Here is a 22,630-nt window from a genome sequence, read left to right as displayed (position 1 = left end):
GTAATGTAGAGGTGAAAGGATTGCATGAATTAATAAGTGTTATTGTTCCCATATATAATGTGGAAAAATGGTTAGCTAGATGTATTGAAAGTGTTTTAAAACAGCCTTTCGTCAATATTGAATTAGTTCTAGTCAATGATGGTTCAACAGATAAATGTGGTGAAATATGTGAAGAATATGTAGAAAAGGATAATAGAATTAAAGTAATCTATAAAGAAAATGGAGGAGTGAGTAGCGCAAGGAATGCAGGGATCGAGGCTGCTACAGGGAAGTATATAGTGTTTATAGATCCCGATGATGTGGTAAGCGAAAACTATTTTACTAGGTTATATGGTATTGCGGAAGATGAAAAGTGTGATGCTGTAATATGCGGATACAAAACTGTTCCAAATAATAATAGTATTATTCCTAACTTCAAATTAGATACTGTTATGAACGGGAGAGATTTTATACTGAGCTCTCCAAATGTTCATTCCAAGAATGATCTATGCTTCGCATGGAGGTATATATACAATTTAAGCATTATAAAAGAAAAAAACATCAGATTTAATGAACAAGTGTTTATTGGAGAAGATGTTATTTTTAATTTAGAGTTTTTATTGCACTCACAAAGGGTATGTGCAGTCTCAGAAGTTCTTTATTTTTATACTATTAATAATCCAAATAGCTTAATGAGGGTTCCGTATAAACCAAATTTAGAGAACAGTTTAGTTTTACAATATCAAATGAGAAGACAACTTTCACAAGAATTTGGTTTACTACACGATAAGCAATTTAAAAAAGATATGGCTAATTATTATATAAATCACATATATAGACTCTTGATTAATAATTTAAAAAGCGACCCTAATGTGGATGTTAATAATGCTTTTCGTAGAATAGTGAATTATGAAATGTTCTCAGATAGTGTAAAAGGAATTGGTTTTTCATATCGATGCAATAACTTTAAGGAGTATATATATTATTTAGCAATAAAGTTTAAAGTGTATCCTTTAATAGTTGCAGCATATAAAAGAGAAATCAGGTAATGCTCTTGGGTTGAAAGTGTTTTCATACTTTCTGAAGTGGGAGGAAAAATGAGAGTTAAAAATTCAATAATTAATATATCAGCCGGTATAGGCAGTCAAGTTATTATTACGTTACTAAGTTTTGCTTCCAGAACCATATTTATTACTTATTTAGGTGTTGAGTATCTGGGGGTAAATGGATTATTTACTAATATATTAGGAATGTTATCTTTAGCTGAAGCAGGAATAGGATCTGCTATCATATATAATCTATATAAACCAGTGGCAGAAAATAATCAGGATAGAATCAATATGCTTATGAATTTTTATAGAAAGGCATATATGGCAATAGCTTTAATAGTATTGTTACTAGGATTACTTTTGTCACCTTTTCTTGGATATATCGCTAAAGATGCAAAGGTAGACAATATTCATTTTATTTATATTATATTTTTAATTAATACAGCTTCATCTTATCTATTTTCTTATAAAACCTCATTTTTAAATGTTTGTCAAAAGGGATATATTGTTACAGGGATTTATTCTATCTCATCTATTATATCTACTTGCATTAAAATAGGAATTTTATACTTTACGCATAGTTATATTTTATATCTAATAATCGATATTATTATAACAATCAGTACCTCTGCGTTCTTGGCTATATTGGTAGATAAGATGTACCCATTTTTAAAAAATAAAGCAGCAAGCAAATTAGATAGTGAAACCAAAAGTAATATTGTTAAAAATGTAAAGGCTTTAGTGTTACATAATATAGGCGGATATATTGTCTTTGGTACTGATAACATGTTAATTGCGTCTTTTGTCAGTGTTACAGCTGTTGGATTGTATTCAAATTATTATATGTTAATTAACATTTGTAGAACTTTTATAAATCAAATCTTTGATAATATAAATCATAGTGTAGGGAATTTGGTTGCAAAAGAAAGCGATGAAAAAATTTATAGCATATTTAAGATTACTATGCTTTGTAATTTTTGGATATACTCATTTTTTTCCATATTTTTATATATTATAATGCAACCCTTTATTACTTTATGGATTGGTTCGAAATTTATTATGGATATAAGTGTATTAATTATATTAATGATAAATTTTTATGTATCAGGAATGAGACGTTCTATATCTATGGTCAAGACAACATCAGGGATTTTTCATGAAGATAGGTATGCGCCCTTTTTAGAGGCTGCCGTGAATCTGGTGGCTTCTATTGTCTTGGTGCAATATATGGGCATAACAGGTGTTTTTATTGGAACACTTATAAGTACACTAGTGGTTCCATTTTGGATTGCTCCTTATTTAGTATATAAGAAAGTATTCCGTAAACCGGTTAGAGATTATTTTTTAAAATATACTTACTATGTGATGATAGGGTTAGGAGCTTGTGTTATCACAAGTTTAATATGTGGTCTTATTCCGTATAATGGATTACTAGAATTAATATTAAGAGGGATGATTTGTTTAATAATTCCAAATGCTATTTATGTATTTGTTTTTTATAAGACAGATGAATTTAAGTATTTATTTGGAATTGTTAAAAGTATAATTGGAAACCTGAGGGTGAAAATTCAGTCACACAAAAAGGGCACTTTTTAATTTGAAATCTACATTTCTATAATCCCGTTACTGACCCAATCCATCGAGCACCAGCGCCTAATGAATTGACACAAAATTATAATGCTTAAAGTAAGAGCAAGTAAATAAAAGGAAAGTATTAAGAATCTTTTAGAAATGAAACACCACTATGCTCTGTTGAATATGGTGGTGTTCTTATTACTGAGTATTTTAATTAAGTATTTTGCATGACATGTCCTTAAATAAAAAAGTAAATCAATTTGTTATTTTTCAACTATGAATGGGGCTGCTTTTTATGAAGATAGAAGTTTTAGACAGTTATGGAGTAGAGGTTAATACATAAATCAAATTAGGAGTATGATTATATATGAAAAGACTTTTCGATTTGTTCGTTTCTTTGTCATTATTGGTGTTTCTTTTACCTCTTATTATAATAGTGGCTGTTTTAGTTAGAATTAAGTTGGGTTCCCCTATCATATTTAAGCAGCAACGCCCGGGATTGCATGGTGTCCCTTTTTTTCTTTATAAGTTTAGAACTATGACTGACGAGAAGGATAGTGAGGGGAATGCGTTGCCCGATGATGTAAGGTTTACCCGTTTCGGAGGGTTTCTGAGAAAATATAGTTTAGATGAATTGCCACAGTTGTTTAATGTTATAAAAGGGGACTTAAGTTTGGTAGGTCCAAGACCATTATTGATGGAGTATTTGGAACTATACACAGAAGAGCAGGCCAAGCGGCATAATGTCAGACCAGGGATTACGGGATGGGCCCAAGTAAATGGCAGAAACGCGATTTCTTGGGAGGAAAAATTTGATTTTGATGTATGGTATGCAAAAAAACGGACTTTTTGGCTTGATATGAAAATTTTGTTGTTAACGGTAAAGAAAGTATTTAAGTCAGAAGGAATCAATCAGGTTGGGCATGTAACTGTGGAAAAATTTAATGGTACAAAGAATTCTTGAGGAGGTGAGATGGATGCGAATAATTATGATTGGGGCAGGTGGTCATAGTAAAGTAATCCGAGATATTATCCTATCGTATGGAAATTATGAAATCATTGCGCAATTAGATGATGTGTATAAAGAGTTAAAAATTGAGGATGGTGTCTATTTTGGACCTATTTCTGCAGCTGTAAAGTTAATGGATGAGCATGTAGATACAAAGTTCGTGATAGCTATAGGGAATAACAGAACAAGAAAGATAATTATGGAGCAGTTAGAGATTCCCAGTCATCGCTATGCGACGCTTATACATAAACAATCTATTGTTAGTTTAAGTGCAAAGATTGGAACTGGTACAGTTATTATGCCAGGTGCAATTGTTAATGCAGATGTTGAAATTGGGAATCACGTTATTGTCAATTCAGGCGCTATTATTGAACATGATAATAAGATAAATGATTTTGCACATATTTCCCCAAATGCAGTGCTTACAGGATCCGTTACTGTAGGAATAGGAGTACATATAGGAGCAGGAGTTAATGTGATTCCAAATATTACAATTGGCGATTGGTCCGTTATCGGTGCCGGAGCAACGGTGATCCGTGACATTGTAGCGAATTGTAAGGCAGTTGGTATTCCAGCTAGAGTAATAAAAAAAGAATTATAGGAGAGTGTTTAAAGTGGTATACTCACAGGAAAAAACAAGAATCTATCTCTCCGCTCCACATATGAGCGGTAATGAACAAAAATATATAGGGGAAGCATTTGATATGAATTGGATTGCTCCACTTGGTCCAAATGTAGATGCGTTTGAAAGTGAACTTTCATCCCATGTTGGAGTTCTTGATGCGGCTGCAGTTAGTTCAGGAACCTCTGCTATCCATTTGGCACTTCGCTTACTGGATGTAAATGATGGAGATACGGTGTTTTGTTCAAGTCTTACTTTTATAGCGAGCGCAAATCCAATTTTATATTTAGGGGCTAAACCAGTATTTATTGATTCTGAGCTTGAAACGTGGAATATGTCGCCACAAGCTTTAGAACGTGCATTACGTGATGCAAATGAGAAAGGAATACCTCCGAAAGCTGTCATTGTTGTAAATTTATATGGACAAAGCGCTAAAATGGATGAAATTCTTTCGTTATGTAATGAATATGATGTCCCAGTGATAGAAGATGCGGCAGAATCGCTCGGTTCTTCCTATAAAGGTAAAGAAAGCGGGACATTCGGAAAATTTGGTATTTATTCGTTTAACGGCAATAAAATCATTACAACTTCAGGTGGAGGCATGCTTGTTTCAAATGATGTCGAGGCATTGAGAAAAGCAAGATTTTTAGCTACTCAAGCAAGAGATCCGGCTCCACACTACCAACATAGTGAGGTTGGATATAATTATCGTATGAGTAATGTTTTAGCAGGTGTAGGTAGAGCACAGCTGCAGGTCTTACAAGAGAGAGTACATGCAAGAAGACGAATATTTGATAGATATTATCAAGAATTATCTCATATTTCAGGGATACAGTTTATGCCTGAGTTAGAGGATACTTATTCAAACCGATGGCTTACAGTTCTTACTGTAGATGAAGAAAAAACAGGAGTACCGATTCAGGCATTACTGAAACAACTGGAAAATGAAAACATTGAGGCGCGTCCTGTTTGGAAGCCTCTTCATATGCAACCTTTATTTGAAGATGTAATGTATTATCCGCATAGTGAGAGTGAGGATGTTTCTAGAAAATTATTTGCAACAGGCGTATGTCTTCCGTCTGGATCAGGTATGACAGAAAAAGATCAGACAAGAGTTATTACATGTATTAAGAATATATTGATGGTAAGTGCTGGCATGTAAAGATAAAAAATAGAAACAGCTTTAATTAAGAAGGGTGTTAATGAACTAGGAGGATTTAATATCTCATTCAGTGCTGTTTTTATGAAATCTCATTTTACTGAAAAAAATTTTCTTTGAATGAAGGTCACGGCAATCCCTATAAAGAGTGAAATAGTAAGCGTACATAATCTTGTGGTAAATGCGAATGGTATTTTTTATTAGTGGTAAACGCATATTATATCATCCCCTTTGTGAAAATGGTATAAATATAAAAAGGTTATTCTCCGGTTTCGATTAAAGAAGCAGGAGAATAAAGTAATAGAGAACATAACAAGTGAAAAATCAACTTTAATTAGTGGGTTAATAATAAATTATATAAAATATCATAGCACAGAAATTTTAAAAATATAAAAAGATGAAAATTATCCTGTGTATTTGTAAGATATAACGTTTATCCTGCTATTTATGAGCATTAAGAGCACTACCTTAAGATTTTAGGGAAACTTAGAAGATAGATGGAATGTTCGTAAAAGCTCGATTGATGAGATTAATAGTCGGTAGGGATGTAAAGCCTCCTACCGATTAAAGTTGTACTGTATTATTTGTTCTTACAGTTACTAAAAAAGATACATAAATATTCACTTTCTTGAGTATATAGATACTTGACAATGTAATAGTGAAATGGTAATCTGAGTTTATATTCTTTATAAAGAATATAAACGTTTTATCGATATATTAAATTCAGTGATTTTTATTTATATAAAATTCAGATGGTAATATTTTGATTCGAATTAAGAAAATCACACCTTTGTTCTTTTTTGAGAAAATTAAAATGCAAGGGTTTACAATAGGATAGGTAGCCTGGAAGCTTGAATACTTCAACTGAAAAAGATTTAAGGCTATAAAATTGGGTTTTAAAATCTGTTATGCGTAAACGAGGTAGTTTGAGGAAAGGGTTTTCTAGTATATTAATAACATTTTTTTGATATATCTAGTAATTTACTTATCCATCGGGTTTTCCCTTAATTGTCTCGTAGTGGGAGGAAAAAATGAGTGCAATAACCGGAATTTATCATTTAAATGGAGAACCGATACCGCCTGAACATAGGATTGGAATCATGAAAGATTTATCTCGTTATCCAGGTGACAATACCGATATATGGCACAAGGAAAATGTTTTTTTTGGCTCCCATGCAAAATGGATAACATCTGAATCTATTAATGAACAATTACCCTACTATGATTATGAAACACAGTTGGTTATAACTGCTGATGCTATTATTGATAATCGCAATGAATTATTCGATAGATTGCAAGTAGACAAGGTACATAGAAGAGAGATGCCTGATAGTAAGTTGATTTTACTCGCTTATCAAAAGTGGGGAGAGCATGTACCAAAGTATCTAATTGGTGATTTTGCTTTTATGATTTGGGATGAGAGAAAGCAATTGCTCTTTGGTGCACGTGATTTTTCAGGAAGTCGGACTTTTTACTTTTACCGCAATCAAAATCAATTTGCTTTTTGTACTAGCATAAAACCGCTGTTTTCTTTACCGTACGTTGGGAAGGAATTGAATGAGCAATGGTTAGCTGAATATTTAGCGATACCTAATATGCTTGATACAATAGATGCATTTTCAACAGTGCATAAAAATATAGAGCAAGTCCCGCCTTCTCATACTATCTCCGTAGTTAAGGGAAGAGTTAGTATTGCGAAATACGACACGTTATTTGTAGAGGAGCAGTTGCAACTCAAATCAAATGAAGATTATGAAGAGGCGTTCAGGGACGTATTTGAAAGCGCAGTAACATCAAGGTTACGTACTCATCGTAATGTTGGTTCTCATTTAAGTGGGGGATTAGATTCAGGAGCTGTTGCTAGCTTTGCTGCGAGAGCCCTGCAAAAAGAGAACAAAAAATTATATACATTCAGCTCGGTACCTGCGGAAGGGTTTACTGATTGGACTCGTGGTCATACGATTGCTGATGAAAAGCCATTTATTCAAACTACAGTACAACATGTAGGGAATATTAAAGGGAATTATTTGAATTTTCCGGGAGAAAATTCTTTCTCAGAAATTGATGATTGGCTTGAGATTATGGAGATGCCATATAAATTTTTCGAAAATTCCGTCTGGGTGAAAGGAATTTATGAAAAAGCTCAACAACAAGGGATTGGGGTGCTCTTAAATGGAGCGAGAGGAAATTTCACAATCTCTTGGGGGCCAGCTTTAGATTATTATGCGATTTTACTTAAAAAGTTCAGCTGGTTGCAGCTTTATCGTGAAATTGATTTGTATGGTAAGAACGTTGGAGTCAAAAAATCGAGAATACTGAAAGTTGTAGGGGAGAAAGCATTCCCATCGATAAAAAACATGTTTTCCTCAGAACAGCAATACGAACTGCCAACGTTAGTTAGTCCAGAACTTGCCAAACGTACTGATGTATTTAGAAAGCTTGAAGAACATGGTGTGAAAGTAACAGGGGCCTCTATCCCAAATATATATGAAATAAGGCAGAAACATTTTGAACAGCTAAACTTGTGGAATACAACGGGTACAAGTGGAACAAAGCTCTCCTTGCGTTATGGTTTACAAGGGCATGATCCAACGAATGACTTACGGGTAATTCGATTCTGTTTATCGTTACCACTCGAACAATTTGTTCAAAATGGCTTAAATCGTGCACTTGTCCGGAGGTCCACAAAAGGATTTCTTCCTGACAAAGTAAGGTTAAATCAGCGTGTGCGGGGAATACAGGCAGCTGATGTGGTTCATCGCATGATTCCTTCATGGAAAATGTTTATCGAGGAACTTCAGCAGCTTAGTAAAGACCCAGTGGCCTCTAACTTTTTTAATATGGAGATTATTAAGAGCGCGATTTTGAAAATTCAAGGAGAACCACGAGTAGAATACGTGTTTGATCCAGATTTTAGAATTTTAATGCGTAGTCTTATTGTTTATCGATTTATCAAAAAATATATTTGAAAGGGGGTGAAATTATGAAACAAGAATGGCAATCACCAGTATTAGAAGTACTTGATATCAACATGACAATGGCTGGACCTGGAAAGAGACTTGTTGACCAAGTTTTTGAAGATGAGGATGAGCAAGGCGCTCTTCACCACAGCTAATGCACTAATATTTAAATGAGATTTATATGCTTTACAGCCCTTATATAGTTTAATTACGGTATAAGGGTTTTTTTTAATCAATTTTTCAACTATTTGGAGTGAGAAAGATGATACATACTGTAAAGAAAGAGATTTACAAAGCCTTCGGATTAGCCCTATTAAGTGAGATTCCCCTGCCGGAATTGCCTCAAGTAAGTAATTACGAAAATGAAGTAGACGTAAAAATAGAAACTGCAGATTTGTCCCAATTATGGGGAGAGTTATCTTCTCCGAAGTCAGTGTTTGTAGTTGAAGAAGAATTAATTATGTTTCAAATCCCCGAAACTGCTACGTTTTGTATTAAAAATGGAGAAAAAATCATTGTTTCACCTATGAAAGGGTCTGATCAAGATAAGATTCGGCTTTATATTCTTGGGACTTGTATGGGGGCATTGTTGATGCAGAGAAAAATACTCCCTCTGCATGGAAGTGTAATAGCCATCAATGGAAAGGCGTATGCTTTTGTAGGAAGATCAGGAGCTGGAAAATCAACTCTTGCATCAGCCCTTTTAAGCAAAGGCTATAAGCTTTTAAGTGATGATGTAATTGCTGTGTCTCTTTCTGAGGATAATACTCCTTTTGTTACACCATCTTACCCGCAGCAAAAGTTATGGAAAGAGAGTCTTGATCAGTTTGGAATGGAGACAGCGCATTATCAGCCATTATTTGAAAGGGAAACTAAATATGCTGTCCCCGTTACAGCTAACTTTTTCGAGGAACCATTACCATTGGCAGGTGTATTCGAATTAGTGAAAGTAGAAAATGGGGATGTTGAACTTCAGCAGATTGAAGGACTGGAGAGACTACGCACATTGCTACGTCATACATATAGGAATTCATTAATCCCACGATTGGGGATGATGGAATGGCATTTTATGCATTCAACAAATATCGTCAACAAAATAGATATGTGTCAATTGAGACGTCCTATTTCAAAGTTTACGGCACATGATTTAGTATCCAAAATTCTAGAGTCTTTAAAAGAGGAGGAAAAATAATGAGTAGTAAACAAACAATTTCATTACACAGTTTTGTTGTACAAGGTCAGGAAAATGTAGTGAGCGATATGGATGGGGAGAAAGTGATGATGAGCATCCATAATGGGAAATACTATAACTTAGGAGGTATAGGTGGTGAAATTTGGAGTTTAATTAATGAATTAATATCTGTCAATCAAGTGATCGATATATTATTGTCTCGATATATGATTGAAGAGGCAGAATGTAAGGAACAAGTACTCTCTTTCTTAAATCATTTGTATGCAGAAGGGTTAATTTCGGTTGATGAAAAACTTTGATTTTTAATTGAACGTTCCAGATTTAATAGATTAGGAGTAGGATCGATGAATATCATAAATAAAGCCAAAGCTTTCTTGTCGTTCGATATGGGAACAAAATTATTACTTATAGAAGCTTTCTTTTATTTAGGCTGGGCTCGTATTCTGAAAAGTATACCGTTTTCTAAAGCTGCTCCTATATTAGGAATTCATATGGCAGAAACGTCTTTAAGCTATGATGAATCGGAAAAGATTACGTTAAGGAAAATTTCTCAAGCAGTGCATATGATGAGCCGTTATACATTTTGGGAAAGCCAGTGTCTCGTTAAAGCTATCGCTGCAATGAAAATGTTGGAGAAGCGTCAAATTGAAAGTACCCTTTACTTAGGGACCGCGAAAGATGAGACGGGAAATATGATTGCCCATGCGTGGTTACGTAGCGGGCCCTTTTATATTACTGGCGTAGAAGAAATGAAGAGATTTACCGTTGTTGGTAAATTTGCAAAAAGGATAGGGTAAAAAAATCTTGAAGGAGAATGAGATGTATACCGGTTGTAATCTTGATTTGAGTCATTTACCTAAAGAACTAAAATTGTTACTTGAAATTATAAAGAAGGAAGATAAAGAGATACAAGAAATCCCGGGAGACTGGTTCATAAATATTGATTGGAACAAATTTTTGAAACTGGCGCTGCATCATCGTATGTACGCGTTCATTTACCCAAAAATGAAATCTATTGATAAACAGTTAGTTCCATCAAATGTTGTGCAAGTATTAAGTACATATTTTAAAAGGAATACATTCCATATGCTTCATTTAAGTGGAGAAATGGGAAAAGTAAGTAAATTATTTGCTGAAAACCAACTTCAACTTCTATTTTTGAAGGGCCCTATTCTTGGCGCAGACCTATATGGAGATGTTTCCCTTCGAACATCAGGGGATCTGGATGCCCTTGTTCCTATAGATGATCTTGGAAAAGTGAACGAATTACTTGTAAAGAATGGTTATGTCAAAGAGGATGATTTTCCGACGGTTATGAATGAATGGAAGTGGAGACGCCACCATACAACTTACACGCATCCGATAAGTAAGGTGAAATTGGAGATTCATTGGCGACTACACCCAGGACCGGGAAAGGAACCACACTTCGATGAGTTATGGGGGCGAAAGAGGACGAGTCCTGTCACAAATTATCCTGTCTATTTTTTAGGTAGAGAGGATTTGTTTATGTTTCTTGTGACTCATGGAACTAGGCATGGTTGGTCCAGGCTTCGATGGTTAACGGACATTGACCGTATGGTAAGGCAAGAAATAGATTGGGAAGAACTCACTGTTATGTTGGGGAGATATGGATGTAAACAACTGGTAGGTCAGGCGCTTATTTTATCTTCTGAGCTTTTAGATACTCTTATAATAGAGGAAGAGGCAAAAGTATTAATGTCAGGGAGAAAGGTAACGCAATTAGCGCAGCTTGCTATATATTACTTGGAAAATATGATTAACTTGCATACAGATCCTGTCCCGGAAGAAGTTTCAAAATATCATGAGCGATATTTATATTTGTTAAAGACAAGCTCTCAAAAGCTACTGTTTCATCTTAGTTGGTTGTATCCTTATCCTCAGGATGTGGAAACTTTACCACTGCCAAAACAACTGCATGTTTTATATTTCCCTTTGCGGCCGGTTTTATGGATTTGGAGGGAAATGAGGTACCGTAAGGAGAAGTGAAAATGAGAAATATTTTATATTTTACAAAGCGGTTATACTCTTTTACTGGAAACATTCTCATTGTTAATCTCATGGGAATGGTATTGGTCAGTCTCGTAGAAGGAATCGGCATTTTATTATTAATTCCTATGATAAGTATTAGCGGTATTGCGAAGATGAATGAACAGACAAGTCCTCTTTCAGGGGTTCTTGGATTCCTAGGTGAGATTCCAACTACTTTAGGATTACCACTTGTATTAGGAATATATATTATATTGGTCGTGGGACAAGCGCTTTTGCAAAGGAATATAACAGTTCGTAATGCGAAAATCCAGATACGTTTTATTAATCATTTGAGATTGGAAACTTATCGTGGATTGTTGCAGGCCAACTGGAGTTTCTTTGTGAAAAAGAGAAAATCAGATCTTATCAATTCTTTGACAACGGAATTAGGGCGTGTTAGCGCAGGCACTAATTTATTTTTACAGTTGCTCACTTCTTTAATGTTTACATTTATACAGATTGGTTTCGCTTTTTGGTTAGCGGCAGATATAACAATTTTTGTACTATGTTGCGCTGTGGTACTTGCCTTTCTTTCACGAAGATTTATTAAAAAATCAAAAAGATTAGGTGGTCGAACCTCAGAGAATTCAAAAGCGTATCTTGCAGGTATAACTGATCATTTTAATGGAATTAAGGATATTAAGAGCAATACACTAGAACGATCTCGTTATATGTGGTTACGTAATTGGGTAGAAGATGTGGAACGTGAACAGTTTGCATATATTAAGGTGAGAAATAATTCTCAACTCTTTTATAAAATTGCATCAGCTGTTTTCATTGCTATTCTTATCTTTCTATCTGTTCAGCTGTTTCAGACGAAAACAGAGCAATTATTATTAATTATTCTTATATTTTCTCGTTTGTGGCCACGATTTGCAGGTATACAATCAAACATGGAACAAATTGCAGCGAATCTTCCCGCTTTTAAAGATTTGTTGCAATTACAGGAAGAGTGTAAGAAAAGTATAGAATTGCAAGATATAGAGCAGGATTATGATTGTATAAATCCTATGCAGATAGAACAATCTATTGAGTGTCAAAATATCTCTTTCCGCTACAATAAAGAAAATGCTGTGTACTCACTTAAAGATATTAATTTGTGTATTCCTGCAAATTGTATGACAGCTATCTCTGGGCGTTCCGGTGCTGGAAAGAGTACATTAATTGATATCATAATGGGACTTATGCAGCCGGAGAGCGGTCAGTTATTAATAGATAACAAACCGTTGACAAGTAAGGACCTATTATCATTGAGGAAATCTATTAGCTATGTTCCTCAAGATCCATTTCTATTCAATGCCAGTATAAGAGACAATTTGAGAATGGTTGAACCAAATGCAAGTGAGGAGCAGCTTTGGGAAGCTTTAGAATTTTCTGCTTCCGCTGAGTTTGTTAGCAGGCTCTCGCAAGGATTGGATACACTGATTGGCGATAGGGGAGTCAAACTTTCAGGGGGAGAACGACAACGTCTTGTTCTGGCTAGAGCAATACTTCGAAGGCCTTCTATTTTAGTATTAGATGAGGCAACAAGTGCATTAGATGCTGAAAATGAAGCAAAAATACAAGAAGCATTGGAAAGATTGAAAGGAAGCATGACAATTATTGTCATTGCACATAGACTATCTACTATACGTAAAGCTGACCAAGTAATTGTAATGGATCAAGGACAAATTATTCAACACGGTAGTTTCACACAACTGGCAAAAGATGAAGGTGGTTTATTTAGTAGTCTACTTGGACAACAGGCTAAGGTAAACATTTAAATATGACTAGTCCCAATTATTTTTTATAAATTTAAGGAATACACTGCCTTTATTTCTTTCGGGCCGGTAACACAATTTGATTATTTATGGTTTGGGGGATAATTGGTATTTGTGTACTGGTCTTTTTATGGAAATATGAGCTTAATTCAATTGTGTGACCAGTAAAAAAATTAGAAATACTTTTTGTGGCTTATTAATATACCGTCTATATACATGTATAAATATTTGGGTTATAATTTAACATAGAACCTGATTTTATTTATACCATATAACAAAAAGCAGCGAGACCCCTTGTCTTTAGGACTAGAGGTCTCGCTGCTTTTTGTATATAAAGGTTTATTAGTGTAGTTGTGATAATATATTTTGAACCACCTTGTAGACATTTTTATGGTCAGTGATTAATGAGAGGTAGTGCCTAATGAATTGTTGGTATTTTGAATTGCTACTAATTTTAAATAAGTAATTAAGAAGGGAAACGATTTGAGGAGATGAAAGAGAGATAGTGAGGAATATTATATAAGTATTTCTTTTTATTTCATTTGAGTTTTTCTCTCAAATACTCCGGAATGCCTTATTTAATAGATAAACAAGGAAAAGCAACAATTTCTTATTAGTTATACTTTATTCTTATGTATTGTTAAATAGATTTAAAAGAATTCATATGTAACATTGGATATTTCTGTAAAATATAAATGTGTCTTTTGTGATGATATTTTATAGGGTTTTTATTAAAGGCTAATCCACGAAGATTTATTTTTTTATAAAGCAATAGTGTTCTGGATTACGAATCTTAATTTCTAGATATACTATTTAAGATAATATAAGAAAAATGAAGAAATTTGTAGAAATTTGTAGAAAATTAAGGGGATAATGGTAAAAAGGAGTAAATATTAAATTTTTCTTTCTTATTTTTGTCCTTTATAATGAGCTATGAATACGACATACGAGGGAAATAATGTATATTTCCTCTCCCTAACTTTGATATACACCTTTTTCCAACCTCCGTGTTAATTGCTATTATTTTGTTATGCCGATTAGCGAAGGGAAAAGGGTGTATCTTTTTTGTATGAATAGTCCTAATAGATATTTTGGGTAGAAAGCATTTCTTGTTTTTCGTGACAAAAACAATGGAGAATGGGATAATAAGGACAGTGCGTTGGTGGTATGACCAATTTGGTATATAAGGAGAGAATGATATGCTAGATATTCAACAGATTAAAGAAATTATTCCACATCGTTATCCATTTCTACTAGTCGATCAAATTTTAGAAGTAGAAGAAGGAAAGCGTGCGGTTGGGATTAAAAATGTAACGGCAAATGAGGAATACTTTAATGGACACTTTCCAGATTATCCTGTGATGCCAGGTGTTCTAATTGTAGAAGCATTAGCGCAGGTGGGTGCTGTTGCGGTACTGAAGAAGGAAGAAAATCGCGGTCGCCTTGCATTCTTTGCTGGCATTGATAACTGCCGCTTCAAACGTCAAGTTCGCCCAGGTGATCAACTTCGCCTAGAAGTCGAAATGACACGTGTCCGTGGACCGATTGGAAAAGGAAAAGCAGTAGCAACTGTAAATGGTGAAATCGCTTGTGAAGCTGAAATCACATTTGCAATTGGTGATAAGAAAGAATAAAGATTTGTTAACATAACTTTACGTTGGAAGATGAATGAAGAGAGTATAGTCATTCATCTTTTTTATTGTTATTGAAGCGAATTATGAAGAAATGGACGAAAGGTAAGAGGATTTGTCGATAGGTAAGTTCTCTTACTTTTAAACAAACGTTTGATTAAAAAAATAGGGGACTTTCGAAAAAAGTTTATCAACTAAAGTCTGAAAAAGATATCAAAATATTAAGAAAAAACAAAATAAAAATCAACAATGGTAAGATTTTTATAAATAAGATAGTATAAATACACAGATCAATCAATGGTATATTCACTAGTAATACTAATAATCCCCATATATCGACAGTATATAGCAAATGAAAATCTATACATTAAAAACTGTGTCGAAATTCGTCAGATTCGGTAGTATAGTATTTGTCAATTTCTCCAACAATTTTCTCAACCATTCTTGCTATACTAATGTAAGTTATGTAATATGTTAAATAGTTATCTATCGCTAAACAACTTTAGGACTAGATACCAGATTTTTGTTGTCAGCTTAAAACCTGACAAATTATTTATTTTCGGAAGTTTTTATAACAAATTATTGAAAGCTGGAGGAAGGCATGGAAGAAACAATAAGTTTGAAAGAGTTATTTGCTATTTTAAGAAAACGATTAGTTATGATCCTTGTAATTACGATTGGTGCAGCACTTGTAAGCGCGATTGTAAGTTTCTACTTTATAACGCCGATTTATCAGACTTCGACGCAAATTCTTGTTAACCAAAAGAAACAAGATGAGAAAATCATTCAGTATAACGAAGTGCAAACCAATGTGCAATTAACTAATACATATAAGATCATTGTAAAAAGCCCTGTAATTTTGGATAAGGTGAAGAGTGAATTAAAGTTAGGCATGTCTACTCAAGAGTTAAATGGAAAAATTAATGTAGAAAATGAGAAAGATTCACAAGTAATAGCAGTTACAGTTCAAGATAAAGATGTAAAACTAGCTCGTGATATCGCAAATACAACAGCGGAAATATTCAAAAGTGAAATTGCAAAAATTATGAGTATTGATAATGTAACGATTTTATCAAAAGCAGAAGTAGCAGAAGGTCAGTCACCAATCAAACCAAATAAAAAGTTAAATATAGCAATTGCATTTGTTGTTGGATTAATGACTTCTGTTGGAATTGCATTCTTACTAGAGTACTTAGATAACACGATGAAAAAAGAAGAAGATATTGAAAAACAACTTGGTGTACCAGTTCTTGGCGTCGTTTCTCATATGGAGGAAGATGGCACAAAGAGCGGTAGTTTATTAGCAACGAAGAGAGTAGGGGGGCATACAATTGGTTCTTAAGAAAAAAATATTACGTGCTCGCCGTCAGCTGATTGCATATGAACAACCAAAATCATCTGTGTCAGAGCAATACCGAAATATACGAACAAATATTGAATTTGCATCTGTTGATAAGAAGATTCGTTCTCTTATCGTAACATCTGCGAATCAAAGTGAAGGAAAGACAACAACGGCTGCTAATATTGCAATTGTTTTCGCACAACAAGGTAAGAAAGTATTACTTATCGATGCAGACTTACGTAGACCAGCATTACATCAAATGATGCAAGTGGATAATATATTTGGCTTAACAAACGTATTAACACGTAGTAAAACACTAGAAACATGTGTGACACAAACGAAAATCGGTAATTTAACATTTTTACCATGTGGTCCAATCCCACCAAATCCAGCGGAATTACTGGGTGCAAGCTCGATGAAAGATTTACTTTCAGAAGCTTATGGCACGTATGACCTTGTCATTTTTGACACATCACCAATCTTACCGGTTACAGATGCACAAATTATGGCAAATCAATGTGATGCTTCTGTACTTGTTATTCGAAGTGGTGCAACAGAAAAAGAGGCGGCGCTTAAAGCAAAACAATCATTAGATAGCGCAAAAGGTACATTACTTGGCGTTGTCTTAAACGATAAAGAACAAAATGGATCCGAATATTACTATTACGGTTCTAACTAAATGCAAAAGAAGGAAAGGTGAACATTCATCTTTTCTTCTTATATTCAGTATGTGAAGAATATGTGGAGAGGGGATGAAATAGAATGATTGATGTACATTGTCATATCTTGCCTAATGTCGATGATGGAGCACAATCAATCGAAGACAGCATTGCAATGGCAAAGGCAGCATGCGAAGAAGGAATTCATACAATCGTTGCTACTCCTCATCACCAAAATGGGGTTTATATGAATCTAGCAGAAAGCATTCTTCATCAGGTAAAGCAGTTAAATGAAAGATTAAAAGAAGAGGATATCAATTTAACCATTTTACCTGGTCAAGAAATCAGGTTGTACGGAGAGTTATTAGAGGACTATGATTTGGGACGTATTGTTACACTGAATCGTACCGATAAATATATATTAATTGAATTTCCAGCAAACCATGTCCCGCGCTATGCAGAAAAAATGTTATATGAATTACGTGTGAAAGGGATCACGCCGGTTATTGTTCATCCAGAACGGAATATGGAAATTATTGAACGCCCCGATGTGTTATATAAGTTCGTCAATCAAGGGGCACTAACACAAATTACCGCAGGAAGCGTGACAGGGAAGTTCGGAAAGAAAATCAAGAAGTTTTCATTGCAACTTATTGAGCATCATTTAACACATGTCATATCATCAGATGCTCATAACACAACAACGCGGTCCTTTCACTTGCAAGCTGCGTATGAAACAGTAGAGAAAACATTTGGGAGTTCTACATTGTACAACTTCAAGGAAAATACGTATGAACTAATAAGTGGAAAAATGATTTATCGAGAAGAGCCTGAGAAAATAAGACGAAAAAAAATATTCGGTCTCTTTTAAAGAGAAAACAACTTGGTGATGCCTCCTAACCAATATCAATGGAGACACTCGGCTATGCTGTGGGTAGAGTAAATTTCTACCTTAGACGCGTTTGTTGTCAAAAGCATGATGTGAGGTAGGGTTAGATGCCCATAATTTATTTATGATAGAAACTCTACCTATGGAGTTATAAATATGACTCTATAGATAGGGTTTTTGTTATCGCTACATACATATATGCGGAAAAAATGTTTGGGGGTACTGATTTGAAAAAAGTAAGGAAAGCAATTATTCCAGCTGCTGGACTGGGGACAAGGTTTTTACCAGCTACGAAAGCAATGCCGAAAGAGATGTTACCTATCGTTGATAAACCTACGATTCAGTACATTATAGAGGAAGCAATTGAATCTGGAATTGAAGATATTATTATCGTTACTGGAAAAGGAAAACGTGCAATTGAAGATCATTTTGATCATTCTTTTGAGCTAGAACAAAACCTTTTAGAAAAAGGGAAATATGAAATGCTTGAAAAAGTACAAGCGTCTTCAAAAATTAACATTCATTACATAAGGCAAAAAGAGCCAAAAGGATTAGGTCATGCAGTATGGTGTGCACGCAAATTTATTGGAAATGAACCATTTGCAGTATTACTTGGTGATGATATTGTACAAGCTGAAACACCATGTTTACGCCAATTAATGAACCAGTATGAAGTTACACGATCTTCCGTTATCGGTGTGCAAACAGTGCCAGAAAATGAGACGCATCGTTACGGCATTATTGATCCAATTGAACAAAATGATCGTTGTTATCAAGTACGTCAATTTGTAGAGAAGCCAGCAGACGGTACAGCACCATCGAATTTGGCAATTATGGGACGTTACGTATTAACACCAGAAATCTTCATGTTCCTTGAAGACCAACAAACAGGTGCTGGTGGAGAGATTCAGTTGACAGATGCGATTCAACGTTTAAATGAAATTCAGCGTGTGTTTGCATATGACTTTGAAGGTAAACGTTATGATGTTGGAGAGAAGTTTGGATTTATTAAGACGACAATTGAAATGGCATTGCAACATAAAGAATTAAAAGAACAGCTCATGGAATATATGGATGAACTAGTACATAAAGAAGCAATCAAATAATTGTAGGGGAGAGGGAATATGAAGACTAGTGAAAATGTAGCGAGGGAGTATCGAATTGCATCTGATTCTCAAACTATTCAAGTGGAAAGTAATCAATCTAAAATCTATTTAGGAGTTAAGTATTTATTAGATGTTATGTTTTCTTTAGTAGGATTAATAGCATTGATGCCCGTTATATTGATATTTAGTATACTTATTTTTTTAGAATCCCCGGGGTCTCCTTTTTACCTACAAGAAAGATTAGGATTGAATGGGAAGAGATTTAAAGTTATTAAATTACGCTCCATGCGTAATGATGCAGAAAAAAATGGGGCAAAATGGGCAGAAAAGAATGATCCACGTGTTACAAAAATAGGATTATTTATTCGTAAAACAAGAATTGATGAACTACCGCAATTATTTAATATTTTAAAAGGTGATATGTCTCTTGTAGGACCGAGACCAGAAAGACCGATATTTACGGAGCAATTCGAAAAAAATATACCTGGATTTAAGAAAAGATTAGAAGTCAAACCTGGATTGACAGGATGGGCACAAGTAAATGGTGGATATGAAATTACACCAAAAGAAAAGTTGGAATTGGACATTTACTATATTAACCATGCTAGTATTTTGTTAGATCTAAAGATTATTACAAAAACTGTTAAAGTTGTAGTTACTGGTGATGGAGCTAGGTAAAAAAGGAGGTAATATAATTGATAAGAATGTTTATTTCTGAATATGAAAGGACATTAAGGCTTTCTTCTTATCTTATATTAATTATTTTAGTTGGCTTATTATCTCAACAGATAATTTGGAGCGGTATATTTATATTACTTTGTATTTTACCAATCGTTGCACTTATATTTTTTAGAAATCCCTTTTTGGTATTGGGGTTACTGCTTCCTTTGGAATCTATTTATATAATTCCTATAGGCATAACTAAAGCAGTTAAAGTACTTGTATTAATAGCCTTTATTCTTACTATACTTTATAAATATAGGGAACGGTTGAAAGGTATAAAAGAGTATCAACAATCTAGTTACAGCTATGTTATGTGGCTATTTTCTTTATTGGGTATATTGAGTTCTTTACTAAGTGATTCTATATTCCAAAGCTTGTTAAAAGTATTTCAATATATGCTCGTTTTTTTATGTTATTTTATTTTATTACAAATAAAATTTAATAAGAAAGAGATTAAAGCAATATGCAACTATTTTATTTTAGGGATGGTTTTTTCTTCCTTTATTGGTTTGTTACAAAAATTCACTAATATTCCTTGGTTATGGTCTCAATCTGTAATAAATTCTTCAACTGGTACAGGACGAATTACAGCCTTTTTTAATAATACTAATGGGTATGGCGGATACTTATGTATGGGTTTAATAATACTGTTAGGTAATTTACTATTAGAAAAAAATAAAATGAAAAGCGCTTTGTTTCAAATTTCTATTTTTCTTCTCCTTCTGGCAAATCTTATATTTACAGATTCAGCAGGATCTATAATTTCATTCGTAATATCTACATTTATTATATTGCTTTATAAAATCATAGATGTAAGAAAGGTCTTCCTTATAGTATTGCCAAGTATAATATTTATGCTGCTATTAAGTTTTAATATTATTAATACTAATTTTTCGCAATTACTAGTTAATGTATTGGTAGAACAAGAAAGATGGGTTTTGTGGGAGGGTGCTACTAGGATTTTTCTGGATAATCCATTTTACGGGATAGGGTTTTATCAATTTCCAGAGGTCTTAAAAGAGTATGGAATATATTCTAAATACGGGGCCGCTTGGCCACATCCACATAATTTATTCCTAGATTTAATTGTTACAGTAGGGATATTAGGAAGTGTAATTTTTATAATGTTATTAGTTTGCATTATAAAGCATGTACTAACGATGAAGAAGGATATTTGGTTTAATAATCATTTTAAATTGATTTCTTTAGCGATTATAATAGGTGCTTTTATACATGATTTGATAGACGGCGGATTTTTATGGGGAACTAGTTCCTGTGCTACATTATTATGGATAATAGTTGGGATTATTGAAGAATAGATAAAATAATGAAAGAAGGCCAGGAATGAAGTTAATGTCTACATCTTTAATTATGTTATTGATTTCTGTATTTAGTGCTATCTTAGGACTCTTAAGAGAGACCTTATTAGCTAAGTACTTTGGTATATCAAGGGAAATGGAAGCTTTCGTTATTGCTTCCTTTCTTCCACTTGTAGTTTTACCGGCAATTGGAAAGGCGCTTACAACATCTTTTATACCCGTTTATCTAAACTTAAAAGAGGAATCAGAATCAAAGGCTTTAAAGTTTTATGAACAAGTTAAAAAATGCATATCATTTTTAGGTATAGTATCGATGATTGTATTAGGTATTGGATCAATCTTATATGTATATGGAATAGGTGAATTTCAAAATTCAAGTATGAATGATTTGCTATTATATATGATATTAATATTATTACCTACAATATTAATGTTTAATATACATGGCATTGAAAGAGGGAGACATCAAGCAGAAAATAGTTATTTGTTTCCCTCTATTTCTAATTTATTTATTAATGTATTTTTTATAGTATCTATTATTTTTGGGGCCTATTTTAATGATATACGCTACTTGTGTTATGGATTATTAGTAGCAAGTTTTTCTCAAATGTATCTTCTTTTAAAAACAAAGAGAACTAGACTGCATACTACAGTTAGAGAGAAATGGTGGAGATCCCAGGGGGTTAGGAGGTTTTGGGGTTTTTTCTTCCCAGCTATTCTTTCGAGTATAGCGCCAACAATACCAATGTTATTGGCAAGATTTTTGACAGGGAATTTTAGAGAAGGAGCTTTAGTTAGTCTAAATTATGCCTTTACAATAGCTAGTTTACCTATCTTGTTGTTAGCGATGTCATCTTTTTCGATATTATATACATTATTCAGTAAAAGTTTTGTATCTAAAGAATTTAAAAAAATTGGAATTCAACTTAATAATAGTATAAGTTTCTTAACAATAGTATTAATTCCCTCAACTGTTTTTGTGATCTATTTTAGTGAAGAAATAATAAGGGTTTTGTTTGAACGTGGAGCCTTTGACGAACGAGCAACGTTGTTAACGGCAGCATCTTTAAATATTTTTATATTGGGACTATATCCGACAGCGATTCGTGAGTTATTATTACGATTTTGTTTTGCTACATCTAATAAAAGAACGCCGTTTATATCAAGTGTTATATTACTAATAACGAGTATGGCTTTTACAGTGCTCTTTTGTTTAGAATTTAATCAATATGGTGTACCATGGGCTATTTTTATAGCCAATATAATTACGGTAGTTTATATGTTTACAAAGAATAAAGAATATATGAGTTATAGTTTGATATGGACATTAATAAAAAAATTAATATTTATTTTGATAATTTCTATAGTGAATATTTTGCTAGTTAAAAATTTAATAGAGAATAGTTGGCTTTTAAAGTCTGGACCAATAGTCATTTTAATATGCTCAACGCTTCTATATTTCACTTTTTATATAGTCAGTCTTTGTATATTTAAAAATAAGGAGATTATGTTAGTATTAAAAACCCTCCGATCAAAAATTAAGAAAAATTAATATTTTTAGGGGAATAGATGGTCTATAACAAAGATGTAGATAATTTTTATAGAGA

20 protein-coding genes are annotated in these 22,630 nt (G+C 33.5%); all 20 read left to right on the top strand.

Features of this window, described 5'->3' with window-relative positions; genetic code table 11:
• Positions 1–20 precede the first annotated feature (20 nt).
• Positions 21–1,028, top strand: coding sequence for a glycosyltransferase (locus BAU23_RS14370; RefSeq protein ID WP_016130938.1), 1,008 nt, complete (start codon positions 21–23; stop codon positions 1,026–1,028).
• Positions 1,029–1,076: 48 nt separating this feature from the next.
• Positions 1,077–2,624 carry a lipopolysaccharide biosynthesis protein gene (locus tag BAU23_RS14365; protein ID WP_071734715.1) on the top strand — a complete coding sequence of 516 codons (1,548 nt, stop codon included), beginning with the start codon at positions 1,077–1,079 and terminating at the stop codon, positions 2,622–2,624.
• Between the two features lie 346 nt (positions 2,625–2,970).
• Complete coding sequence (locus BAU23_RS14360; RefSeq protein ID WP_070146104.1) at positions 2,971–3,567, top strand: sugar transferase; 597 nt, start codon at positions 2,971–2,973, stop codon at positions 3,565–3,567.
• Positions 3,568–3,580: 13 nt separating this feature from the next.
• On the top strand, positions 3,581–4,213 hold the full coding sequence (locus BAU23_RS14355; protein WP_071734714.1) for an acetyltransferase: 633 nt from the start codon (positions 3,581–3,583) through the stop codon (positions 4,211–4,213).
• Positions 4,214–4,226: 13 nt separating this feature from the next.
• Positions 4,227–5,396 (top strand): DegT/DnrJ/EryC1/StrS family aminotransferase, encoded by a 1,170-nt coding sequence (locus tag BAU23_RS14350; protein WP_071734713.1) that lies wholly within the window; start codon positions 4,227–4,229, stop codon positions 5,394–5,396.
• 1,028 nt (positions 5,397–6,424) lie between these two features.
• Positions 6,425–8,362 carry a lasso peptide isopeptide bond-forming cyclase gene (locus tag BAU23_RS14345; protein ID WP_071734712.1) on the top strand — a complete coding sequence of 646 codons (1,938 nt, stop codon included), beginning with the start codon at positions 6,425–6,427 and terminating at the stop codon, positions 8,360–8,362.
• A gap of 14 nt (positions 8,363–8,376) precedes the next feature.
• Entirely contained in the window at positions 8,377–8,508 is a 132-nt protein-coding gene (locus BAU23_RS29805; RefSeq protein WP_000808480.1) for a paeninodin family lasso peptide, read from the top strand.
• Positions 8,509–8,615: 107 nt separating this feature from the next.
• On the top strand, positions 8,616–9,545 hold the full coding sequence (locus BAU23_RS14340) for a hypothetical protein (protein WP_000582033.1): 930 nt from the start codon (positions 8,616–8,618) through the stop codon (positions 9,543–9,545).
• Positions 9,545–9,844: a lasso peptide biosynthesis PqqD family chaperone gene (locus tag BAU23_RS14335; RefSeq protein ID WP_000095761.1), complete on the top strand. Its 300-nt coding sequence runs from the start codon at positions 9,545–9,547 to the stop codon at positions 9,842–9,844. Before BAU23_RS14340 ends, BAU23_RS14335 begins: the two co-directional genes overlap by 1 nt.
• 45 nt (positions 9,845–9,889) lie before the next feature.
• Positions 9,890–10,342 (top strand): lasso peptide biosynthesis B2 protein, encoded by a 453-nt coding sequence (locus BAU23_RS14330; RefSeq protein ID WP_001021513.1) that lies wholly within the window; start codon positions 9,890–9,892, stop codon positions 10,340–10,342.
• Positions 10,343–10,364: 22 nt separating this feature from the next.
• Complete coding sequence (locus tag BAU23_RS14325; RefSeq protein WP_071734711.1) at positions 10,365–11,552, top strand: nucleotidyltransferase domain-containing protein; 1,188 nt, start codon at positions 10,365–10,367, stop codon at positions 11,550–11,552.
• A 2-nt stretch (positions 11,553–11,554) separates the two neighbouring features.
• The gene (locus BAU23_RS14320) at positions 11,555–13,357 is read left to right on the top strand and encodes an ABC transporter ATP-binding protein (RefSeq protein ID WP_071734710.1); all 1,803 of its coding nucleotides are present in this window, start codon (positions 11,555–11,557) and stop codon (positions 13,355–13,357) included.
• Between the two features lie 1,196 nt (positions 13,358–14,553).
• The gene (gene fabZ / locus BAU23_RS14315; RefSeq protein ID WP_002184592.1) at positions 14,554–14,988 is read left to right on the top strand and encodes a 3-hydroxyacyl-ACP dehydratase FabZ; all 435 of its coding nucleotides are present in this window, start codon (positions 14,554–14,556) and stop codon (positions 14,986–14,988) included.
• 598 nt (positions 14,989–15,586) lie between these two features.
• Positions 15,587–16,327 (top strand): YveK family protein, encoded by a 741-nt coding sequence (locus BAU23_RS14310; RefSeq protein ID WP_071734709.1) that lies wholly within the window; start codon positions 15,587–15,589, stop codon positions 16,325–16,327.
• The gene (locus BAU23_RS14305; RefSeq protein WP_016130925.1) at positions 16,317–17,006 is read left to right on the top strand and encodes a CpsD/CapB family tyrosine-protein kinase; all 690 of its coding nucleotides are present in this window, start codon (positions 16,317–16,319) and stop codon (positions 17,004–17,006) included. Before BAU23_RS14310 ends, BAU23_RS14305 begins: the two co-directional genes overlap by 11 nt.
• Positions 17,007–17,089: 83 nt before the next feature.
• A complete protein-coding gene (locus BAU23_RS14300) occupies positions 17,090–17,857 on the top strand; it encodes a tyrosine-protein phosphatase (protein WP_071734708.1) in 768 nt (255 codons plus the stop codon).
• 245 nt (positions 17,858–18,102) lie between these two features.
• Positions 18,103–18,981, top strand: coding sequence for a UTP--glucose-1-phosphate uridylyltransferase GalU (gene galU / locus BAU23_RS14295; protein WP_071734707.1), 879 nt, complete (start codon positions 18,103–18,105; stop codon positions 18,979–18,981).
• 18 nt (positions 18,982–18,999) lie between these two features.
• On the top strand, positions 19,000–19,659 hold the full coding sequence (locus tag BAU23_RS14290; protein WP_071734706.1) for a sugar transferase: 660 nt from the start codon (positions 19,000–19,002) through the stop codon (positions 19,657–19,659).
• A 26-nt stretch (positions 19,660–19,685) separates the two neighbouring features.
• Positions 19,686–21,023, top strand: a complete 1,338-nt coding sequence (locus BAU23_RS14285) for an O-antigen ligase family protein (protein ID WP_244159716.1) — start codon at positions 19,686–19,688, stop codon at positions 21,021–21,023.
• A 25-nt stretch (positions 21,024–21,048) separates the two neighbouring features.
• Positions 21,049–22,575 (top strand): lipid II flippase MurJ, encoded by a 1,527-nt coding sequence (locus tag BAU23_RS14280; RefSeq protein ID WP_071734704.1) that lies wholly within the window; start codon positions 21,049–21,051, stop codon positions 22,573–22,575.
• The last annotated feature ends 55 nt before the right edge of the window (positions 22,576–22,630 follow it).

The sequence above is a fragment of the Bacillus nitratireducens genome, from assembly GCF_001884135.1.
GTDB classification, from domain to species: domain Bacteria; phylum Bacillota; class Bacilli; order Bacillales; family Bacillaceae_G; genus Bacillus_A; species Bacillus_A nitratireducens.
This window is presented reverse-complemented; position numbering and strand designations above follow the sequence as displayed.

Excerpts from the sequence above, each read along its gene's own strand:
- BAU23_RS14310 (WP_071734709.1), top strand. The coding sequence starts at position 15,587 with ATGGAAGAAACAATAAGTTTGAAAGAGTTATTTGCTATTTTAAGAAAA.
- BAU23_RS14290 (WP_071734706.1), top strand. The coding sequence starts at position 19,000 with ATGAAGACTAGTGAAAATGTAGCGAGGGAGTATCGAATTGCATCTGAT.
- BAU23_RS14345 (WP_071734712.1), top strand. The coding sequence starts at position 6,425 with ATGAGTGCAATAACCGGAATTTATCATTTAAATGGAGAACCGATACCG.
- BAU23_RS14300 (WP_071734708.1), top strand. The coding sequence starts at position 17,090 with ATGATTGATGTACATTGTCATATCTTGCCTAATGTCGATGATGGAGCA.
- BAU23_RS14340 (WP_000582033.1), top strand. The coding sequence starts at position 8,616 with ATGATACATACTGTAAAGAAAGAGATTTACAAAGCCTTCGGATTAGCC.
- BAU23_RS14280 (WP_071734704.1), top strand. The coding sequence starts at position 21,049 with ATGAAGTTAATGTCTACATCTTTAATTATGTTATTGATTTCTGTATTT.
- BAU23_RS14325 (WP_071734711.1), top strand. The coding sequence starts at position 10,365 with ATGTATACCGGTTGTAATCTTGATTTGAGTCATTTACCTAAAGAACTA.
- fabZ (WP_002184592.1), top strand. The coding sequence starts at position 14,554 with ATGCTAGATATTCAACAGATTAAAGAAATTATTCCACATCGTTATCCA.
- BAU23_RS14330 (WP_001021513.1), top strand. The coding sequence starts at position 9,890 with ATGAATATCATAAATAAAGCCAAAGCTTTCTTGTCGTTCGATATGGGA.
- BAU23_RS29805 (WP_000808480.1), top strand. The coding sequence starts at position 8,377 with ATGAAACAAGAATGGCAATCACCAGTATTAGAAGTACTTGATATCAAC.
- BAU23_RS14365 (WP_071734715.1), top strand. The coding sequence starts at position 1,077 with ATGAGAGTTAAAAATTCAATAATTAATATATCAGCCGGTATAGGCAGT.
- BAU23_RS14355 (WP_071734714.1), top strand. The coding sequence starts at position 3,581 with ATGCGAATAATTATGATTGGGGCAGGTGGTCATAGTAAAGTAATCCGA.
- BAU23_RS14360 (WP_070146104.1), top strand. The coding sequence starts at position 2,971 with ATGAAAAGACTTTTCGATTTGTTCGTTTCTTTGTCATTATTGGTGTTT.
- BAU23_RS14320 (WP_071734710.1), top strand. The coding sequence starts at position 11,555 with ATGAGAAATATTTTATATTTTACAAAGCGGTTATACTCTTTTACTGGA.
- BAU23_RS14285 (WP_244159716.1), top strand. The coding sequence starts at position 19,686 with ATGTTTATTTCTGAATATGAAAGGACATTAAGGCTTTCTTCTTATCTT.
- BAU23_RS14335 (WP_000095761.1), top strand. The coding sequence starts at position 9,545 with ATGAGTAGTAAACAAACAATTTCATTACACAGTTTTGTTGTACAAGGT.